Source organism: Cupriavidus sp. HE11 (genome assembly GCF_056097175.1).
The window spans coordinates 2,107,384-2,127,024 of the sequence record NZ_CP184465.1 but is presented as its reverse complement, the minus strand read 5'-3'; the positions used below and the strand labels follow the sequence as shown (position 1 = coordinate 2,127,024).

The 19,641-nt window shown below is 68.3% G+C and carries 12 protein-coding genes; 8 read left to right on the top strand and 4 right to left on the bottom strand.

Going from position 1 to position 19,641, the window contains the following annotated elements; genetic code table 11:
* Positions 1 to 14: 14 nt before the first annotated feature.
* Both glgX and malQ read left to right on the top strand, forming a co-directional pair.
* Entirely contained in the window at positions 15 to 2,162 is a 2,148-nt protein-coding gene (glgX, locus tag ACOABP_RS26880; RefSeq protein ID WP_474228768.1) for a glycogen debranching protein GlgX, read from the top strand.
* Entirely contained in the window at positions 2,159 to 4,435 is a 2,277-nt protein-coding gene (malQ, locus tag ACOABP_RS26875; protein ID WP_474228766.1) for a 4-alpha-glucanotransferase, read from the top strand. The genes glgX and malQ overlap by 4 nt, the downstream gene beginning before the upstream one ends.
* 4 nt (positions 4,436 to 4,439) lie before the next feature.
* Here malQ and ACOABP_RS26870 read toward each other — a convergent pair whose 3' ends face one another.
* A complete protein-coding gene (locus ACOABP_RS26870) occupies positions 4,440 to 6,350 on the bottom strand; it encodes a hybrid sensor histidine kinase/response regulator (RefSeq protein WP_474228765.1) in 1,911 nt (636 codons plus the stop codon).
* 183 nt (positions 6,351 to 6,533) lie between these two features.
* Positions 6,534 to 6,695, bottom strand: coding sequence for a hypothetical protein (locus ACOABP_RS26865; RefSeq protein ID WP_474228763.1), 162 nt, complete (start codon positions 6,693 to 6,695; stop codon positions 6,534 to 6,536).
* A 264-nt stretch (positions 6,696 to 6,959) separates the two neighbouring features.
* On the opposite strand from ACOABP_RS26865, the gene ACOABP_RS26860 reads away from it, so the two are divergent.
* The 4 genes from ACOABP_RS26860 to treY all read left to right on the top strand — a co-directional run bounded on the left by ACOABP_RS26860 (position 6,960) and on the right by treY (position 16,074).
* Positions 6,960 to 9,470, top strand: coding sequence for a glycogen/starch/alpha-glucan phosphorylase (locus ACOABP_RS26860; RefSeq protein ID WP_474230570.1), 2,511 nt, complete (start codon positions 6,960 to 6,962; stop codon positions 9,468 to 9,470).
* Between the two features lie 304 nt (positions 9,471 to 9,774).
* Positions 9,775 to 11,388: a glycogen synthase GlgA gene (gene glgA / locus ACOABP_RS26855; RefSeq protein WP_474228761.1), complete on the top strand. Its 1,614-nt coding sequence runs from the start codon at positions 9,775 to 9,777 to the stop codon at positions 11,386 to 11,388.
* Positions 11,389 to 11,450: 62 nt separating this feature from the next.
* Positions 11,451 to 13,406, top strand: coding sequence for a malto-oligosyltrehalose trehalohydrolase (gene treZ / locus ACOABP_RS26850; RefSeq protein WP_474230568.1), 1,956 nt, complete (start codon positions 11,451 to 11,453; stop codon positions 13,404 to 13,406).
* A 7-nt stretch (positions 13,407 to 13,413) separates the two neighbouring features.
* The gene (treY, locus tag ACOABP_RS26845) at positions 13,414 to 16,074 is read left to right on the top strand and encodes a malto-oligosyltrehalose synthase (protein WP_474228760.1); all 2,661 of its coding nucleotides are present in this window, start codon (positions 13,414 to 13,416) and stop codon (positions 16,072 to 16,074) included.
* A gap of 15 nt (positions 16,075 to 16,089) precedes the next feature.
* Here treY and surE read toward each other — a convergent pair whose 3' ends face one another.
* Positions 16,090 to 16,878: a 5'/3'-nucleotidase SurE gene (gene surE / locus ACOABP_RS26840; protein WP_474228759.1), complete on the bottom strand. Its 789-nt coding sequence runs from the start codon at positions 16,876 to 16,878 to the stop codon at positions 16,090 to 16,092.
* Between the two features lie 227 nt (positions 16,879 to 17,105).
* Between surE and ACOABP_RS26835 the strand changes: the two genes are divergently transcribed.
* Positions 17,106 to 18,293, top strand: a complete 1,188-nt coding sequence (locus tag ACOABP_RS26835) for an MFS transporter (protein WP_474228758.1) — start codon at positions 17,106 to 17,108, stop codon at positions 18,291 to 18,293.
* Between the two features lie 99 nt (positions 18,294 to 18,392).
* The gene (locus ACOABP_RS26830) at positions 18,393 to 18,896 is read left to right on the top strand and encodes a winged helix-turn-helix transcriptional regulator (RefSeq protein WP_474228756.1); all 504 of its coding nucleotides are present in this window, start codon (positions 18,393 to 18,395) and stop codon (positions 18,894 to 18,896) included.
* 90 nt (positions 18,897 to 18,986) lie between these two features.
* Here ACOABP_RS26830 and ACOABP_RS26825 read toward each other — a convergent pair whose 3' ends face one another.
* Positions 18,987 to 19,394: a hypothetical protein gene (locus ACOABP_RS26825; RefSeq protein ID WP_474228755.1), complete on the bottom strand. Its 408-nt coding sequence runs from the start codon at positions 19,392 to 19,394 to the stop codon at positions 18,987 to 18,989.
* Positions 19,395 to 19,641 lie beyond the last annotated feature (247 nt).

Here is a 19,641-nt window from a genome sequence, read left to right as displayed (position 1 = left end):
GAGGAGCTTCACGCATGGCGAGCCTTACCGTTGATCGCCTGCTGCCCGGCAAGCCGTATCCGCTTGGCGCCCACTGGGACGGACTCGGCGTCAACTTCGCGGTGTTTTCCGCGAACGCCAGCCGCATCGACCTGTGCCTGTTCTCGCCGAACGGGCGCAAGGAGGTGCAGCGGCTGGCGCTGCCCGAGTGCACCGATGAAATCTGGCATGGCTACCTGCCGCACGCCCAGCCCGGCCAGCAATACGGCTTTCGTGCATTCGGCCCGTACGAACCCACGCGCGGGCACCGCTTCAACCCGCACAAGCTGCTGCTGGACCCGTACGCCCGTGCGTTGAGCGGGCCCGTGCGCTGGTCCGACGCGCTGTTCGGCTACCGTCTCAACAGCCCGCGCGCCGACCTCACGCCCGATCGCCGCGACAGCGCGCCGACCATGCCGAAGGCCGTGGTCATCGACGAGAGCTTCAACTGGGGCGACGACCGGCCGCCGCGCCAGCCATGGACCACAACGTCAATCTACGAGGTGCATGTCCGTGGAGTATCGATGTTGCGCGAAGACCTGCTGCCGCAGTACCGGGGCACCTTTGCCGCACTGGCGGACCCGCGCCTTGTCGAGCATCTGCTCCAGATGGGCGTCACGGCGATCGAACTGCTGCCCATCCACGCGTTCCTGCAGGACCGCTTCCTGGTGGAGCGCGGGCTGCGCAACTACTGGGGCTACAACACGCTCGCGTTCTTTGCCCCGGAGCCGTTGTACCTGTCCGGCCGCCAGCACCACGAGATGAAGATCGCGGTCCGGCGCCTGCATGCGGCCGGCATCGAGGTGATCCTGGACGTGGTCTACAACCACACGTGCGAAGGCAACGAGCTGGGGCCCACGATGTCGTGGCGCGGGCTGGACAACGCCAGCTACTACCGCCTGATGCCCGGCGACGAGCGCCACTACATCAACGACACCGGCTGCGGCAACACGCTGAACCTGTCGCACCCGCGCGTGCTGCAGATGGTGATGGACTCGCTGCGCTACTGGGTAGAGGTGTTCCATGTCGACGGGTTCCGCTTCGACCTTGGCAGCACGCTGGGCCGCGAAAGCAACGGCTTCGACCCGGGATCGGGCTTTTTCGACGCGATCCTGCAAGACCCGGTGCTGTCGCGCGTCAAGCTGATTTCCGAACCCTGGGACCTGGGCCCCGGCGGCTACCAGGTGGGCAACCATCCGCCGGGATTTGCCGAATGGAACGACAAGTTCCGCGACAACGTGCGCCGCTTCTGGCGCGGCGACGCCGGCCAGCGTGGCGAACTGGCCGCGCGGCTGACCGGCTCGGCCGACCTGTTCGACCACCGCCATCGCAAGCCGTGGGCCAGCGTCAACTTCATCACCGCGCACGACGGCTTCACGCTGGCCGATGTGGTCAGCTATGCGCACAAGCACAACGAGGCCAATCACGAAGACAACCGCGACGGCAACGACGACAACGCCAGCGCCAACTGGAGCCCGGACGGCAGCGTCGAAGGCCCGACCGACGACGAGGCCGTGCTGGAAACGCGCTGCCGCGTGGCACGCGCCATGATGGCGACGCTGCTGCTGTCGCAAGGCACGCCGATGATCACCGCCGGCGACGAATGGGGCCGCAGCCAGCAAGGCAACAACAACGCCTATTGCCAGGACAACGAGCTGTCATGGCTGAACTGGGACGATGCCGCGCATTCCTCCAACGCGCCGATGCGCCGCGTGGTCAGCCGCCTGCTGGCGCTGCGCAAGCAGTTGCCGGTGCTGACCGAGAACCGCTTTGTCCATGGCCGCTCGCAGCCGGCCCCGGGCCTGGCCGATATCGCCTGGTTCGGGCCCGACGGCAACGAACTGACCAGCGAGCAGTGGAGCAATCCCGAAGACCGTACGCTGGCGCTGCGCCGTGCCACGCACTGTCCGCAGGAAGAAGTGGAGGTAATCGTGCTGTGCCTGAACGCCGGCCACGAGGACGTGGTCTTCCGCATGCCGGCGCCGGGCGAGGACTGGCACCTCCTGTTCGACAGCACCGCGCCTGACCTGGAAGACGAACCCGTGGCGCTCGATGACGAGGGCCGCCCGGCGTACAAGGTGGCCGCGCACGGGCTGGCCTTGCTGGCCGCCGCGGTACCCAAGGACGAGGACCCGTCGCGATGAGCGAAGACCATCCGCTCCGGTTGCTGGCCGCAAGTGCAGGGCTGCAAGTGCGCTGGCGCGATGCATGGAACCAGCCGCGGACGCTCTCCCCGGACGCCCTGCGCACGGTGCTGACTGCGCTGGACCTGTCCTGCGGTACGTCCGGCGAGTGCGAGGCATCGCGCGCCCGGCTCGCGGCCGACGATGGCGCGCACCCGTTGCCGCCGCTGATCACCGCCGACCAGGGCAAGCCCGTGGTCGTGCCATGGGCGCATGCGCTGGCCCAGCGCCCCTATCGCCTGGAATGCGAGGACGGTTCGCTTGTAGAGGGCATCGCCCGGCGTACCGGCGACGGCACGATGGAAATCGGACCGGTATCGCAATGGGGCTACCACCATCTGCTGCTGGGCGATGTGGAGACCACGCTCGCGGTAGCGCCGCCACGCTGTTTCAGCGTGGCCGACGCGCTGGCGGCATCGCCGCGCCCGGTACTGGCAAGCAGGCCGTGGGGGCTGTCGGTGCAGTTGTACGGACTGCGGCGCGGCGCCGACACGGGACTGGGCGACCTGACCACACTGGCGCTGACCGCGGAAGCGGCGGCACATGCCGGCGCCGATGCCATCGCCATCAATCCGCTGCACGCGGGGTTTCCGGCGCTGCCAGAGCGCTTCAGCCCGTACTCGCCGTCCAGCCGCATCTTCTTCAACCCGCTCTATGCGGACCCGGCGCGCATATTCGGCCAGGCCACCGTGGACCACGCCGTGGCCACGCTCGGCATTGGCACGGCGCTGGCCGAAGCCGAGCGCCGCACCGAGATCGACTGGCCGGCCATCGCCACCGTGCGGCTGCAACTGCTGCACTGGCTCTGGCAGCATCACGACACCCTGCTGCCGGCCGCGCAGAAACAGGCGTTCGCCGCGTTCCGCGCGCGCGGCGGCAAGGCCCTGCTGGCGCATGCGACCTTCGAAGCCATCCAGGCGGAGCGGCTGGCCGCCGCCACCGACAACGACGCCGCCCGCGATGCGGCCGACTGGCGGCGCTGGCCCGACACACTGCGCAGCCCCGATGGGGCGGCGGCCATGGGCATGGCGACGACCGCAGCCGATGCCATCGGCTATCACGCATTCCTGCAATGGCTGGCGGCCGACGGCCTGGAAGATGCCCAGCAGCGGGCCCGTGCCGCCGGCATGGCCGTTGGCGTGATTGCCGACCTTGCGGTGGGTACCGACCCCGGCGGCAGCCACGCATGGACGCGCCAGGCCGAGATCCTGAACGGCTTCCACGCGGGCGCGCCGCCCGACCTGTACAACCCGCGGGGACAGGACTGGGGCGTGGCCGTATTCTCGCCGCGCGGCCTGCGCCGCCACGGCTACACCGCCTTTATCGAGATGCTTCGTGCCAACCTGGCCCATGCCGGCGGCCTGCGCATCGACCACGTGCTGGGGCTGGCGCGCATGTGGCTGGTGCCCGAAGGGGCGCCAGCCAGCGCTGGCGCCTACCTGACCTATCCGCTCGACGACCTGTTGCGCCTGGTGGCGATCGAATCGTGGCGGCACCGCGCGATCATCATTGGTGAAAACCTCGGCACGGTGCCCGAAACGCTCGATACCGCGCTGGCCGCGCGCGGTGTGCTGGGCATCGACGTGCTGTGGTTCGTGCGCGAGCAAGAGCAACAGGGAGCGCAGGCGGAAGCGCAAGACGATGAAGTGGCCGTCGCCCCTGGGGCCGGCACGCCAGCCTTGCCACCCGCGCAGGCACCCAGCGAAACGCCCACGGCAGCCGAGCCAATCAGCGCCGCGTTCCTGCCGCCCGAGCACTGGCCGGCGCTGGCCGTTGCCACCACGACCACGCACGACCTGCCGACCATTGCGGGCTGGTGGGCGGGCCGCGACATTGCCTGGCGCGCGCGGCTGCATCAGCTGGGCGCCAACGAAACCGAGGCTGGATTGATGGCGCTGCGTGCCGCCGAGCGCAGCGCACTGTGGCAAGCCATGTACGAAGGGGGGGTCGCTCACGGTGCCGAGCCGGCGGCTGACGCGGCACCGGTGGAAACCGTGCTGCGCTGGCTGCACCGCGCCTCGACCCCGTTGCGGCTGGTGCCCGTGGAAGACCTGCTGGCGCTGCACGAGCAGCCGAACCTGCCTGGCACGATTTCCGGCCATCCGAACTGGCAACGCCGGCTGGACGCCGATCCACGCGACCTGTTCGCGCATCCCGACGTAGCGCGGCGGGTCGCTGCCCTGCGCGATGGCGGGAACCAGTCCGACGATGACGACGGAGATGGCGATGCGTGACGCTTCAGGGCGCCTGCAGATCCGCCAGCGCCCGGCAGAGCGCTTCCACGGTCAGCGGCTTGACCAGGTGCGCGTCGAAGCCGGCCGCCTCGGTGCGCCGCCGGTCGTCGGGCGAACTGCGTCCAGTCAGCGCAAAGACGCGAATGCCCAGGCCGGTCTGGCGCAGTGCGTCGAGCACCTCGTAGCCGCTCATGTCGGGCATCTCCAGATCCAGCAGCACCACGTCCGGCGCGAAGCTGCGCACCGCTTCCACGGCGCGCATGCCCGTATAGACCGGCTGCGCATGGTGGCCCAGCACGGTCAGCAACTCGGCCATGCTGTCCGCCGAATCGGCGCTGTCGTCGACGATCAGGATGCGCTGGCCCGCGCACTGTGCCGTGCCCGGACGCGGCACGCTGGCACCGTCCATCTGCACCTCTGGCAGCATGATCGTGAAAGTGCTGCCGTGGCCTTCGCCCGCGCTGCTGGCCTGGATGGCACCGCCATGCGCCTCGATCACGGCTCTTGCCAGGGCCAGGCCCACGCCCAGCCCGGAACGGGCAATCTCGTCGCCCTCCTGCGCAAACAGGTTGAAGATGCGGTCCAGCGCCTCCGGTGCAATGCCGCGCCCGGTATCGCCAATCGTGGTGACCACGTTGCCGGCGTCCGCGCGCACGCGTACTGTCACCGTGCCGCCTCGCGGCGTGTACTTGGTAGCGTTGCTGAGCAGGTTCGACAGCACCTGTTCCAGCCGCGCCGCATCGCCGTTGACGAAGACCGGGTCGGCCGGCAGCGCCACCTCGAACTTCTGGCTGGCACCGTCCAGCGCGGGCCGCATCGCCTCGATGGCGGTGGTGACCACCTCGTTGTAGAGGATCGGCACGGGCTGCACCTTGAGCTTGCCGGATGTCACGCGGCCCACATCCATCAGGTCGGTGACCAGCCGCGTCAGCAACTGCAGTTGCCGGCCGATGATCTCCGCGCAATGGCGGATGCGGACGTCGGCCACCGGCGTGAGCCGGATCACATCCACGGCATTGCGGATCGGGGCCAGCGGATTGCGCAGTTCATGGGCCAGGATGGCCAGGAACGACTGCACGCGCCGCCCCGCGTCCTCCAGGTCGGCCAGGCGGGCCGCGTCGGTGACATCGCGGGCGATCCACAGCACGCCCGATACGCCCTGGTCGGCATCGCGCAGCAGCACCTGCCGCACGTGGCATCGCACCAGCGTGCCGTCATGACGCTGCAGCCGTTGTTCGCCGGACCACGCGCCGCTGGCCCGCACGGCCTCAAGCAAGCCAGGGGCCTCGACCGGGCCATTGCCGGGCGCCAGGCCGGAAACCGCGTCCTGCGCCATATCGGGCCGGGGATGCAGCAGCTCCAGCGGTTGCCCCACCGCCTCTTGCGCCGTGTATCCGAACAGCGCCTGTGCGCCGGCGTTCCAGCTGCGGATCTGCCCCTCGGCGCCAAGTTCGCAGATGGCGCTGTCGTCGAGCGTGTCGAGCAGTTCGCGCCAGCGCGCCTCGACCACCCTGGCGTGCTCCTCGGCGGCGTACTGGATGGTGATGTCGCGATACACCACGGCAAAGCCGCCGGGCCCGCCATCCCGGCTACCGTCGGGCCCGGGCAGCGCAACGATCACCACGCTGGCGTAGAACACGCTGCCGTCGCGCCGCACGCGCCAGCCCTTGTCCTCGGCCCGCCCGTGCATGCGCGCCGTCGCCAGCAACTGGGCGGCCGTGGCCGCGCCGTCGTCGGTCTCGGCGGGATGGAAACGCGACAGCGGGCAGCCATCCACCTCGTCGGCGGCATACAGCAGCACGCGCCGCGCGGCCTCGGTCCAGGCACTGACACGGCCATCCCCCGACAGCACGAAGATCGCGGTGTCGTCGACCGCATCGAGCGCATTGAGCAATGCGGCACCCGGCATGTCCATGGCTACGCTCCCTCCTTTCTTGTTGCAGCTGCCTTTCTTGGCGGCAGTCAAGGCACCCGGGACGCCCGGCGCGATGGCCGGGGCGGATGCGCGGTTTCCATCATAGGCGCGGCCTGTCACTCCACGCCCGGTACATGTCCACGAAGTGGTGTTTGCAAAAACTACAACGGAATGCCGAAAGCGCTAGCCGTGTTCGCGTGCCGACCTGCCGCCCGACGGCGGCGGCGGATGCTTGTCCGGCAGGTTGCGGGCGGGCTGGTCCCCTTTTTCCTTGTTGTGATCGGGGCTCTGGTCGGGCCGACGGTCCGGCCGGCGCACGGGATCATGGGGGATATGGGTAGCCATGGCGCGTCTCGCAGTGATTTGCAGGATGGGAAGTCCCTCTGCGCAGCAGTTTTCATACCAGCACCGGGACTAGTGCTTCCCGCGTGCCGCCTGATTTCTTTTCTAGCCTGAAACGAGCACGAAGTCTCTATTCATGATGATCTGTCCAGGAGTCAAGTGATGACCGATGCATCCCGGCTGCGGCCAGCCTCTGCCGATGCAACCCGCGGCACCCAGACCGCCACGACCAGCGCCCCCGAGCAGGCCGACGATACACGTACCGCCATGTCCAGCGCTACCATCCGGCGCGCGTTTCTGGACCACGTGTTCTACACCCAGGGCAAGCTCCCCGGCCATGCCAGCGGCAACGATCTCTACCAGGCGCTGGCGCACACGGTGCGCGACCGTCTGGTACAGCGCTGGATCAGCACCGCCGAGACCTACCAGACCCAGCCGTCGCGCACAGTCGCCTACCTTTCCGCCGAATTCCTGATGGGGCCGCACCTGGGCAACAACCTCGTCAACCTGGGCATCGTCGACGAGGTGCGCGCGGCCATGACCACGCTGGACCTCGACCTGGACGACATCCTGTCGCATGAAGAGGAACCGGGCCTGGGCAACGGCGGCCTTGGCCGGCTGGCCGCCTGCTTCATGGATTCCCTGGCGACGCTGGAAATTCCCGCGCTGGGCTACGGCATCCGCTACGAGTATGGCATCTTCCACCAGAACATCATCGACGGCCAGCAGGTGGAAACCACCGACACCTGGCTGCGCCACGGCAACCCGTGGGAGATCCAGCGCTCCGAGTGGGCGGTACAGGTGCGGCTGGGCGGCCACACCGAGCACTACACCGACGACCGGGGCCGCTACCGCGTGCGCTGGGTACCCGACAAGACGGTGGTGGGCGTGCCGTTCGATTCGCCGATCCTGGGCTACCGGGTCAACACTGTTAACACGCTGCGCCTGTGGCGTGCCGAGGCCACCGAGGCGTTCGACTTCCACACCTTCAACCGGGGCGACTACCTGGGCGCGGTCAGCAAGAAGGTGACCTCCGAAAACCTGACCAAGGTGCTGTATCCGAACGACGAAACCCAGCAAGGCAAGGAACTGCGGCTGGAGCAGCAGTATTTCTTCGTGGCGTGCTCGCTGCAGGACATGCTGCGGCTGCTGGCGTCGCACGGCATCCCGGTGTCCCGCTTCCACGAGAAGTTTGCCGTGCAGCTCAACGACACGCATCCCGCCGTGGGCATCGCCGAACTGATGCGGCTGCTGGTGGACGACCACGACCTGAACTGGGACGATGCCTGGCACATCACCCGCAACGCCTTTGCCTACACCAACCACACGCTGCTGCCCGAAGCACTGGAACAGTGGCCGCTGGAACTGTTCCGGCGCGTTCTGCCGCGTCACCTGGAGATCATCTACGAGATCAACGCGCGCTTTCTGGACGAGGTACGGATCCGTTTCTACGGCGACGAGTCGCGGCTGGCGCGGCTGTCGCTGGTCAACGAGCAAGGCGGGCGCTACGTGCGCATGGCCGGCCTGGCCTGCGTGGGCAGCCATGCCATCAACGGCGTGGCCGATCTGCATTCGCGCCTGATGCGCGAGGACGTGCTGCAGGACTTCCATGCCATGTGGCCCGAGAAGTTCACCAGCATCACCAATGGCGTCACGCCCCGGCGCTGGCTGGCGCTGTCCAACCCACGCCTGACCCGCCTTGTCTGCAACGCCATCGGCGATGGCTGGATCAAGGACCTGGACCAGCTGCAGGCGCTGGAGCCGTATGCCGACGACGCCGGCTTCCGGGCCCAGTGGCAGGCCGTGCGGCGCGACAACAAGCGCGACCTGGCGCAGCTGATCCGCGACACCACGGGCGTGGTGGTCGACCCTGCGTCGATGTTCGACGTGATGGTCAAGCGCATCCACGAATACAAGCGCCAGCACCTGGCGGTGCTGCACATCATCGCGCTGTACCATCAGATCAAGTCCGATTCGCGCGCCGAGATCCCGCCGCGCACCTTCCTGTTCGCGGGCAAGGCCGCGCCGGGCTACCACTACGCCAAGCTGATGATCCGCTTCATCACGTCGGTGGCGGAAGTGGTCAACCGCGACCCGCACGTGCGCGACCGCCTCAAGGTGGTCTTCCTGCCGAACTTCAACGTGACCTACGGCCAGAAGATCTACCCGGCGGCCGACCTGTCCGAGCAGATCTCGCTGGCCGGCAAGGAGGCCTCGGGCACCGGCAACATGAAGTTCGTCATGAACGGCGCCATCACCATCGGCACCATGGACGGCGCCAACATCGAACTGCGCGACGCCATCGGCGCGGACAACTTCTTCCCGTTCGGACTCAATGCGTCCGAGGTCTATGCGTTGCGGGCGGCCGGCTACCATCCGTCCACGTACTACGAGTCGAGCCCCGAACTGCGCGCGGTGGTGGACCTGATCCAGCACGGCTTCTTTTCCAAGGGCGATGCGGCCGTGTTCCGCCCGCTGTTCGACGGGCTGCTGCAGCACGACCCATACATGCTGATGGCCGACTTCGCGTCGTACCTGCAGTGCCAGCGCGATGTCTCGGCCGCCTATGCCGACCAGGCCCGCTGGCAGCGCATGTCGGTGCTGTCCACCGCGCGTTCGGGCCGCTTTTCGTCGGATCGGGCCATCCGCGAATACTGCGAGCGCGTCTGGCACGTGGACCCCGTACCCGTGTGCCTGCTGCGGCGGTCGAGCGGCCAGATCCAGGGACCGCGCCGGGCCGGCGACGCCATCGGCGGCTTCAGCGAGCGCTGCCAGTAGTCCACCGGCAGTAGCGCTGCCGCCACATGGCGAACGGGCCAGGCCCATCGCTTGCAGATTGGTGGATGTCCGGCCCGCGCGCGGCAGTTTCTACAACGGCAGCGGCACCTTATACATCGGCGTTGCCAGCGCGATGCCCTGCAGGGGCAGCCGCCTCAGGCGTCACGCGGCGCGCCGCGCGTTGCCCGGGCTGGCACAAAGTTCGCATTGCAGTTCCTCTGCGCCCTGCGGTGCCCCGATGTGCGGCGCCACACGGACAGTCCAGTACATCCCACCGGAACGGCAAATCAGCGGGAGTCTCTCCTTGAACGCGAACACCTTGTTTGTGGCGGCAGAAGCCCAGCCCCTGGCCAAGACAGGCGGGCTGGCCGACGTGGTAGGCGGCCTGGCGCAGGCGCTGCTGCAGCGCGGCGCCGATGTCACGATCCTGATGCCCGGTTACCCGCGCGCCGTGGCGGCCGCACGCAATGTGCGCAGCCTTGGCGCCATTCATTTGCCGATGGCCCTGCCGCCCGGCCACAGCCCGGCGCGGCTGCTGCAAGGCCTGATGCCGGACAGCGGCGTGCGCGTGGTCTTCCTGGACTGTCCGTCGCTCTACGACCGCCCGGGATCGCTGTACGTTGACGCCACCGGCCGTGACTTCTGCGACAACGCCCAGCGCTTTGCCGCGCTGGCGCATGCGGCCACGGCCATCGCGGCAGGCGAGACGCCGCTGCCCGTGCCAGGCCTGGTGCATGCGCACGACTGGCACACCGCGCTGACACCGCTGCTGATGCGCGCGCGCGGCCTGGACATCCCCACCGTCTGCACGATTCACAACCTCGCCTTCCAGGGCGTATTTCCGATGGCCGCGGCCGGGCCGCTGGGGTTGCCCGCGCAATCGCTGACGCCGGACGGCATCGAGTTCTGGGGCAAGATCAATTTCCTGAAGGCCGGCATCCGCTATGCCGACCGCGTCACCACGGTCAGCCATACCTATGCGCGCGAAATCCTGACGCCGCACTTCGGTCACGGGCTGGACGGCCTGCTGGTGCATCGGGCCGCCGTGCTGGGCGCGATCCCGAACGGTGTCGATACCGACGCCTGGTCGCCCCGCACCGACCGCCTGCTGCCGCAGCGCTACGACGCCCGCAACCTGACCGGCAAGCGCGCCTGCAAGGCCGCGCTGCAGGCACGCCATGGGCTGCCCGTGGACGCCGACCGTCCGGTGATCGCCATGGGCAGCCGCCTGACCCACCAGAAGATGGCCGACGTGGCACTCGACGCCATCGCCCACGCACTTGCCACGCACGCCGACGCGCAGTTCGTGGTGCTGGGCTGCGGCGATCCGACGCTGGAGGCCGCGTACAACGCACTGGCGCAGCGGCATCCGCAGCGCGTGGGCGTGGCGATCGGCTATCGGGAGGAAGATGCGCACCTGCTGCATGCGGGTGCCGACATGCTGCTGCACGGCAGCCGCTTCGAGCCGTTTGGCCTGACACCGGTCTATGCCATGCGCTATGGCACCGTGCCGATCGTGTCGCGCGTGGGTGGCCTGGCCGACACCGTGCGCGATGTGGGCAATGACGACGCGCCGGCCGCGCGCGCCAACGGCATCGTTTTCGACGGTGAATCCGCCGAGGCGATGTGCGCCGCCATGGCCCGTGGACTAGGATGGTATGGCCGCCAGCGCCACTGGCGCAGCCTGCAGCGTACCGGCATGCAGACCGACTTTGGCTGGGAAGGCCCGGCGCGCCAGTACCTGGCCTTGTACGGCGCGCTGGCGCCGGCCCTGGCGCACGTGCCTGCGGTGGCTGCCGAGCCTGTGACAGTAGCGCCCGCGGTACAGCCGGCACGCGCTGGCCGCCGCCCGGCAGTGGTCCCCGAAGCACCGGCGCTGTCGCCCGCCGATGCCGGCGTGGCCGCGACGCCCGCCTGACCGGCGCCGCCCCTGCCGCCAGACTGGATGTGCGATTGCCTGCACGAAGGTAGCCTCCGATGATGACTGCTTCGCCTGCCCTGCCGCCCGGTGACAGCCGGCCAATCCGTCCGAACTGGCAGACGCTCGGTGCCGATGCCCGCCTGCTGCCCTGCGGCGACGAAGCCGAAAAATCATGGTTCGGCCCGGTTCGCCTGGCAGACGGCCGCGTGCGCTTTCGCCTGTGGGCACCCGACGCCGCCGGGCAGGGTCATGCGGTACGGCTCGAAGTGGCCGGCATGGCGCCAGTCGTGATGATGGAAGGCAAGGACGGCTGGTTCGAGACCGTGGTGCCCTGCTGCCACGGCGTGCGCTACTGGTTCCGGCTGGACGACGGCACCATCGTGCCCGACCCGGCTTCGCGGCTGCAGGCCGACGACGTGCACGGCGCCAGCGTGCTGTGCCTGCCCGAAAACGGCGCCGCCTACACCTGGCAGCACACGGAATGGCGCGGCCGGCCCTGGCACGAAGCCGTGATCTACGAACTTCATGTGGGCCTGTCCGGCGGCTACACGGGGGTGATGTCCGAACTGCGCCGCCTGGCGGCGCTGGGCTTCACGGCCATCGAACTGATGCCGCTGTCCGAGTTTCCCGGCGCCCGCAACTGGGGCTACGACGGCGTGCTGCCGTTCGCGCCCGAGCGCAGCTACGGTTCGCCGGACGAACTGCGCGCGCTGATCGACGCCGCCCACGGGCTGGGCATGATGGTGTTGCTCGACGTGGTCTACAACCACTTCGGGCCCGAGGGCAACTGCCTCCATCACTACGCCAGCGCCTTCTTCCGCACCGACCGGCAAACCCCGTGGGGCCCGGCCATCGACTTCCGCCGCGCGGAAGTGCGCCGCTTCTTTGGCGAGAACGCGCGCTACTGGCTGGAATCGTTCCGCTTCGACGGCTTGCGGCTCGACGCCGTGCATGCCATCAACGACGAAGGGTGGCTGCCCCAGCTGGCCCACGAACTGCGCGCATGCCTGCCCGACCGGCATGTGCACCTGGTGCTCGAAAACGACCACAACGACGTGGCGCTGATCCAGGCCGGCTACGACGCGCAGTGGAATGACGACGCCCACCACGCGCTGCACGTGCTGCTGACGGACGAGGCCGACGGGTACTACCGCGAATATCACGCGGAGGTGCCCGGCCCCGCAGGCGCCACGCCGCCGCATGCCATCGGCACGCCCGCGCTGCATCACCTGGCGCGGGTGCTGGGCGAAGGCTTCGCGTGGCAGGGCGAGGTATCGCCGCACCGCAGCGGCGACGAAAACGGCCCGCTGCAGGGCCGCGAGGTGCGGCGCGGACAGCCAAGCGCGGCGCTGCCGCCCACGGCCTTCGTCATGTTCCTGCAGAACCACGACCAGACCGGCAACCGTGCATTCGGCGAACGCCTGACCACGCTGGCCGACCCCGACGCGCTGCGCGCGGCGGTGGCGCTGCAGTTGCTCTGCCCGCAGATCCCGCTGGTGTTCATGGGCGAGGAGCATGGGGCGCGCACGCCCTTCCTCTACTTCACCGATCATCCGCCCGAACTGGCGCAGGCGGTACGCGACGGCAGGCGGCGCGAATTCGCCGCATCGTCGGCCTTTCGCGACGACGCCCATGCCGCGCGCATCGCCGATCCGAATGCGCCCGAGACGTTCCATGCCTCGCGCCCGGTCTGCGACGATACCGAGGGCGATTGCCGTGCGTGGAACCACTACTACGGCGAACTGCTGTCGATCCGCCGCAACGAGATCATGCCAAGGCTGCACCATTGCCAGCCCGATGGCGTCACGCCGCTGGCCGACCGCGCACTGGTGGCGCGCTGGCGCCTGGGCGACGGCAGCCGGCTGTCGATCTGGCTAAATCTTGGCGCCGAGCCCGTGGAAGCAGACTGCGCCGGCGGCCGGATGCTGCATGCCAGCCAGTCCGGCGCCATTGCATCGCTCAACGCCGGGATCCTTACCGAACGCTGCTGCGTCGCCTGCCTGCATCCAGCCTGACACTGCCATGACGCCACCCGCCGACGTGAATCACGCCGACCTCGATCATGCCGGCGTGCCCCGCGCCACGGCGCGGCTGCAGTTGCATGCCGGCTTTACCTTTGCCGACGCCGCCGCGCTGGTACCGTATTACGCCGGCCTCGGTATCAGCCACCTGTATCTGTCGCCGATCACCGAAGCGCGCCCCGGGTCTACCCACGGCTACGACGTTACCGATTGCACGCAGGTCGGCATGGCGCTGGGCGGCGAGCCCGGCCTCGTGGCGCTTGCCACCCAGGCGCGCGACGCGGGCCTGGGCATCGTGCTCGATATCGTGCCCAACCACATGGCCGCCGATGCCACGCACAACGCATGGTGGCGCGACGTGCTGGCGCATGGCGAACGCAGCGCGTATGCGCACTACTTCGATATCGACTGGCAACCGCACGACCCCGTGCTGCGCGGCAAGGTGCTGCTGCCGATACTGGGCGACGCCTACTGGCAAACGCTGGAGTCGGGCGCGCTCACAGTGCAGCGCGGCGGCGACGGCCAGCCAACGCTGCGCTATGGCGACCACGAGTTGCCGCTGAATCTCCCGCCGGGCATGGCGCACGGGGCAGCCCTGCCGACCGCGCCCACCACGCCCACCGATATGCAGGCACTGCACACGCTGCTCGAACACCAGCATTACCGGCTGGCGTGGTGGCGCACCGGGGCCGCCATGCTGAACTGGCGCCGCTTCTTCGAGATCACGGAACTGGTGGGCGTGCGGCAGGAATGCGACGACGTATTCGAGGCCACGCACGCCCTGCCATTCCGGCTGTACCGCGAGGGATGGATCGACGGCCTGCGCATCGACCATGTGGATGGCCTAGCCGACCCGGCCGGCTATTGCCGCCGCGTGCGCGAACGGCTGGACGCCCTGCGGCCGGGCCGGCCCGCCGCGCTGGCGCTCGCGCATCCATGGCTGGTCATCGAGAAGATCCTGGGCGAACACGAGCCACTGCCGCGCGACTGGCAGGTCGACGGCACCACGGGCTACGACTTCATGGACCAGGCGGGCGCCGTGCTGCACGACCTGCACGGCGCGGACCGGCTGAACATGCTCTGGCTGCAGATCAGCGGCGACGACCGCACGTTTGCCGAACAGGTACATGCTGGACGGCATCGCGTGCTGGCCCGCCATCTGGTCACCGAGGTCGAAGCGCTTTGCGCGCGGCTGCTTGCGCGGGCACGCGGCGACGTCGCCACGCGAGACCTGTCACCGCACGCGCTGCACCACGCGCTCACGGCGTTCATGACGGCCATCCCCGTGTACCGCAGCTACTACGTGGCGGATGACGATGGGCGGGACGCCACCTTTGACAACGACATGGTGTCGGCCGCCGCCGATGCCGCGCGCCGCCACCTGGCACCCGACGAATCGGCCGCGCTGGATTTCATCGTGTCGGCCTTGCGCGCCGATGACCGGCTCGACAGCCCGGCCGGGCAACTTCGCACGAAGCTCCAGCAGTTGATGCCGGCGCTGGCCGCCAAATCCACCGAGGACACGGCGTTCTATCGCTATGGACGGCTGCTGTCCCGCAACGAGGTGGGCAGCGACCCCGGCACGCTTGCCATGGCAGCCGAACGCTTTCATGAACGGATGCAGGCGCGCGCCGAAGCGTGGCCTCATGCGATGCTGGCGGTGTCCACCCACGACCACAAGCGCGGCGAGGATGCGCGCATGCGGCTGGCGGTGCTGAGCGAGCTGCCCGAGGCATGGGCCGAGGCGGTGGCCGGCTGGGAACGGCAACTGGCGCCGCTGCTGGTGGCGTCGCCCAGGGGCCCCGATGGCGTCGACCGGCTGATGCTGTACCAGACGCTGGTGGGCGCATGGCCGGCCGATCCGCGCACGCTGGCGTCCGAGGACGGCCAGCGGGCATTTGTCGAACGGATCCTGGCCTGGCAACGCAAGGCCATTCGCGAGGCCAAGCGCTACGGCAGCTGGACCCATCCCGATACCGGATATGAAAATGCCTGCGAGGCGTTCCTGCCCGCCATGGGCATCGGTGGCGCCGACAGTGTGCTGGAGAGCATCGGCGCCTTTGCCGCGCGCATCGGCACGGCCGCGGCGCTGAACAGCCTGGCGCAGACGCTGCTGCAGCTGACCGCGCCCGGGGTGCCGGATCGCTACCAGGGCAATGAAACCTGGGATTTCAGCCTGGTCGATCCCGACAACCGGCGCGCGCCCGACTACGCGCGGCTGCAGGCACAACTGGAATGCCGCGCAGGCTGGCCGCACTGGCTCGCGCACTGGCGCGACGGCCGCATCAAGCAGCAGCTGATCCGCAGTGTGCTGATGGTACGGCGCGAGCACCCCGCGCTATTTGCGCAGGGCAGCTACCGGCCGGTGTCCGCCAGCGGCGATCTGGCCGGGTCCGTGCTGGCGTTCTCGCGCCAGTGCGGCCAGGCCGAAGCGGTCGTCGCCGTGACCCGGCTCGCGGCACGCCATGTGGATCCGTCCGAACCGCGCATTCCGCCGCATTGCTGGCACGATACCGGCCTGCATACCGGCGACGGTGACAGCCATGGCAATGGCGGCTGGGTCGACATGCTGACCGGCCATGCCGTGACATCGCACGCGGGATGGCTGCGCGCCAAGGACGTGTTTGCCACGCTGCCCGTGGCGCTGCTGATGCGCCGGTGATATGCCGGGTGATGCCTAGCCCTTCAACGCGGCCGCCAGCTGGGTGACCAGCTGCGTGGCGGCCTCGTCGTCGGTGCGCTCGAAGCGCAGCGGCGTGACCGACACCGCGCCACGCCCCACCACCATGGCTTCTGCGTCATCCACGTCGGGCCGCGGGCCGCGCGAGAACTGCAGCCAGTGGTAGGGAATGCCGCGCGGGTCCACGTGCGCGCGCACATTGATGGCCTTGACCAGCCCCATGCCCTGGCGCGACACCACCAGCGGGCCGGCCTGCTCCGGCTCGATATCGGGAAAATTCACGTTCAGGCAGGCCCCGTCGGTCCAGCCGGCCGCCAGCAGGCGACGGATCACATCGGGCGCCAGCGTCCGCGAGGTTTGCCACTTCACCGCGTTGCGGTCGGTGAAGACCTGGCTGAGCGCGATGGAACGGATACCGAGCAACATGCCGGTCATGGCGGCCCCAACCGTGCCGGAGAACACCGTTTCCAGCCCCAGGTTGCCACCCCGGTTGATGCCGGACAGCACCAGGTCGGGCGGCGCGTCGCGCATGAGATGGCGCGCGGCCATCACCACGCAGTCACCCGGGGTGCCGCTGATGCCAAACCGGCGCGGCCCATGCTCGGCCACGCGCAGCGGCGCATGCAGGCTGATCGAGTGCGACGTGCCGCTCTGGTCGTGATCGGGGGCCACGATCCAGACCTCGCGGGCCAGCGTGGCGGCTACCTGCTCCAGCACGGCAAGCCCTGGCGCCTCGATGCCATCGTCATTGGTCAGCAGCACGCGGTCGACTACGAAATCGGACATGAATGAAACCTTGGGTGGACGATTGAACGGGCCCTTACTGTATCCCAAGCCACAGGCATGCCGGTGACCTGCCGCCAGCCAGCCACGCGGGCATCACACGCCTGATTCGTCACAAAACCTGCAGACTTATTTTCAGTTGCGTCACGCAACTAACTTGCCTATAGTTTCGTCACGCAACTATCTGCGGCACCATCCCCCGCCCGTAGCCGACCCTGACGGAGAACATCTTGGATCGTCGACTTCTTATCCTGGCCCTGGGCATGTTTGCCCTGGGGACCGACAGTTTTGTTTTCGCGGGAATCCTTCCCGAGATCGCCCGGCACTTCGACGTCAGCATCGGCGCAGCCGGGCAGATGACTACCGTGTATGCCATCAGCTATGCGCTGCTGGCACCGGTACTGGCAGCGCTGGCCGCCAGCATGCCGCGCAAGCGTGTGCTGCTGGCCGGACTGGGCCTGTTCGTGGTGGCGAATATCGCAACCGCGCTGGCACCCACCCTGGGCTTTGCGTTGCTGACGCGCGTCGTGGCCGGCTTCGGCGCCGCGTTGTTCTCGCCGACTGCGAGCGGCGTTGGCACGATGCTGGTCAAGCCCGAGCGGCGCGGCTTTGCGCTGTCGATCATCGTCGCGGGCCTGACCACCGCCACCGCGCTGGGCACCCCGATTGGCGCGGTCATTGGCGGCCTGGTGGATTGGCGCTGGACGCTGGCCTTTGTGGCGGCCCTTGGCGCGGTGGCCTTTGCCGGCGTCTGGGCATTGATGCCGGAGGTGCCGCTGCCGCCGGCCGTATCGTTGCGCAAGCGCTTTGCGCCGCTGGGCGACTCGCGCGTTGGCCTGATCCTGGCCACCACGCTGCTGGCGCAGATCGGCACCTTCATCGTCTATACGTACTTCTCGGTCGTATTCGATCGCGCCATTGGCGGCAGTGCGGCCGTGCTGGGTGGATTGCTCGTGCTCTGGGGATTGGCCGGCACGCTGTCCAATCTGTTCACCGGACGCATCCTCGACAAGATGGGCGCCAACCGGGTGGTGGTCGGCATGCTGACCGCCGTGACGCTGAGCCTTGTGCTGATGCCTTGGACCGGCGCGCATCTCTGGACCGCCGCCATCGCCGTCACCATCTGGGGCGCATGCTGCTGGGGCGTGCTGGTGCCGCAACAGTTCCGGCTTGTGACGCTGTCGCCGTCGATGGCGCCGCTGCTGGTCGGCCTGAATACCTCCGCCACCTATGTTGGCGTGTCAATTGCCGGCCTGCTCGGCGCGGCGGCCATCCCCAGCATCGGCGCACACAGCCTTGGCTACGTGGGCAGCGGCCTGCTGGTGCTGGCGCTGATCGTCTCGTATCTGGCCACGCACCGCGTTGCGGCCATTGCCCGGGCGCAGACGGCCGGCGCCGGCGTACGCGTTTCCGCATGACCCCTCGCATGCGTGGATCGCCCTCATTAGTTGCGTGACAAAACTAATGTATGGTACAAGGAGCCTTCCGAACAGATCGGATTGCCAGGAGTTTTCGCCATGTATCGCAAGCGTTTCACTGACATGAACTGCTCCATCGCGCGCTCGCTTGAAGAAGTGGGCGAATGGTGGTCGCTGCTCATCGTGCGGGAGTGCATGCAGGGCTCGACGCGCTTCGACGAATTCCAGAGCGGGCTGGGCATTGCACGCAATGTGCTGACCGCGCGCCTGGAACGGCTGACCGAGCTTGGCATCCTTGAACGCTTTCCGCTGGAAGGCCGCGCCAACACCGAGGGCTATCGCCTGACCACGAAGGGCGAAGACCTGTACCCGGTGCTGGTCGCGCTGATGCAGTGGGGCGACCGGTGGGCAACGGCCACGGGCAAGCCGCCCGTGTCGCTGGTGGAGGATGCCACGGGCAAACCCATCGAAACCCTGGTCGTGCGATCCGCCGATGGCAAGCCCTTGTCATTCCGCGACGTCCGCTACACGGCGGGGCCCGGCGCGACGGCGACCACCATGGAAGTGATCGACAACCGCAACGGGCGCGTGCTGGGCGGCTAGCAGGCAGCGGCCCGAAACATCGGCCAAAGAAAAAAGCCCGCATCATCGGATGCGGGCTTTGTCATTGCATGGATTTCCTGCCAGTTCGCCTCAATGCAGGCGATGCGCGTCGCTGTCGAGCGCCCGCTCCGCCGCGTCGCCGGTCACGCCGCGATAGTAGAGGTGGACGCCGATCGCCAGCGAATCGTGACGGATTTCATGCAGCGCGCGCCATGCCTGCACGGGATCCTTGAAAACCAGGTAATGCGCCTCGCGTTCTATCAGCGTGGCTACCTCGTGCAGACCGTGGTTGCGCAGTGCGCCGACCAGGTGATCGAGACTGCGATGCGTGCGTGCATCGGTACGCGGATAGAGCATATGCAGCACGGCGACCGGCGAAGCAGCGGGCTGGGCCGTGAAGGCGGCAACGATGTCCTGATGGTGGATGGCCGTGACGGCGTCGTCGCTGGCCTGCGTGCGGAAGGACTGAAGTCCTGCGTCGAGGGTCGTGTTGTTCATCTCAGCACCTCCTGGTCAAAATCTGAACGACAGTGGTGCAAAGATAGGGGATATTTGACGCGCCGCAATACGCGTTTCACGCAACAGTGAATTCCACCTGTTCCGCCGAACGGAACGCGAGGCAGGATGTCCATGGATCGCATTTCTTTCCGGCAGCTTTCCGATGGCTTTCATTTTCCTTTCGCGATGCGGCGCGCTGTGCGCCCGCATATCCATACGCGATCTTCTTCGTTTGCGCCGTGCCGCG

Bases quoted from the DNA above. Each gene is read 5' to 3' on its own strand.
- glgX (WP_474228768.1), top strand. From the start codon at position 15: ATGGCGAGCCTTACCGTTGATCGCCTGCTGCCCGGCAAGCCGTATCCG.
- malQ (WP_474228766.1), top strand. From the start codon at position 2,159: ATGAGCGAAGACCATCCGCTCCGGTTGCTGGCCGCAAGTGCAGGGCTG.
- ACOABP_RS26870 (WP_474228765.1), bottom strand. From the start codon at position 6,350: ATGGACATGCCGGGTGCCGCATTGCTCAATGCGCTCGATGCGGTCGAC.
- ACOABP_RS26865 (WP_474228763.1), bottom strand. From the start codon at position 6,695: ATGGCTACCCATATCCCCCATGATCCCGTGCGCCGGCCGGACCGTCGG.
- ACOABP_RS26860 (WP_474230570.1), top strand. From the start codon at position 6,960: ATGTCCAGCGCTACCATCCGGCGCGCGTTTCTGGACCACGTGTTCTAC.
- treZ (WP_474230568.1), top strand. From the start codon at position 11,451: ATGACTGCTTCGCCTGCCCTGCCGCCCGGTGACAGCCGGCCAATCCGT.
- treY (WP_474228760.1), top strand. From the start codon at position 13,414: ATGACGCCACCCGCCGACGTGAATCACGCCGACCTCGATCATGCCGGC.
- surE (WP_474228759.1), bottom strand. From the start codon at position 16,878: ATGTCCGATTTCGTAGTCGACCGCGTGCTGCTGACCAATGACGATGGC.
- ACOABP_RS26830 (WP_474228756.1), top strand. From the start codon at position 18,393: ATGTATCGCAAGCGTTTCACTGACATGAACTGCTCCATCGCGCGCTCG.
- ACOABP_RS26825 (WP_474228755.1), bottom strand. From the start codon at position 19,394: ATGAACAACACGACCCTCGACGCAGGACTTCAGTCCTTCCGCACGCAG.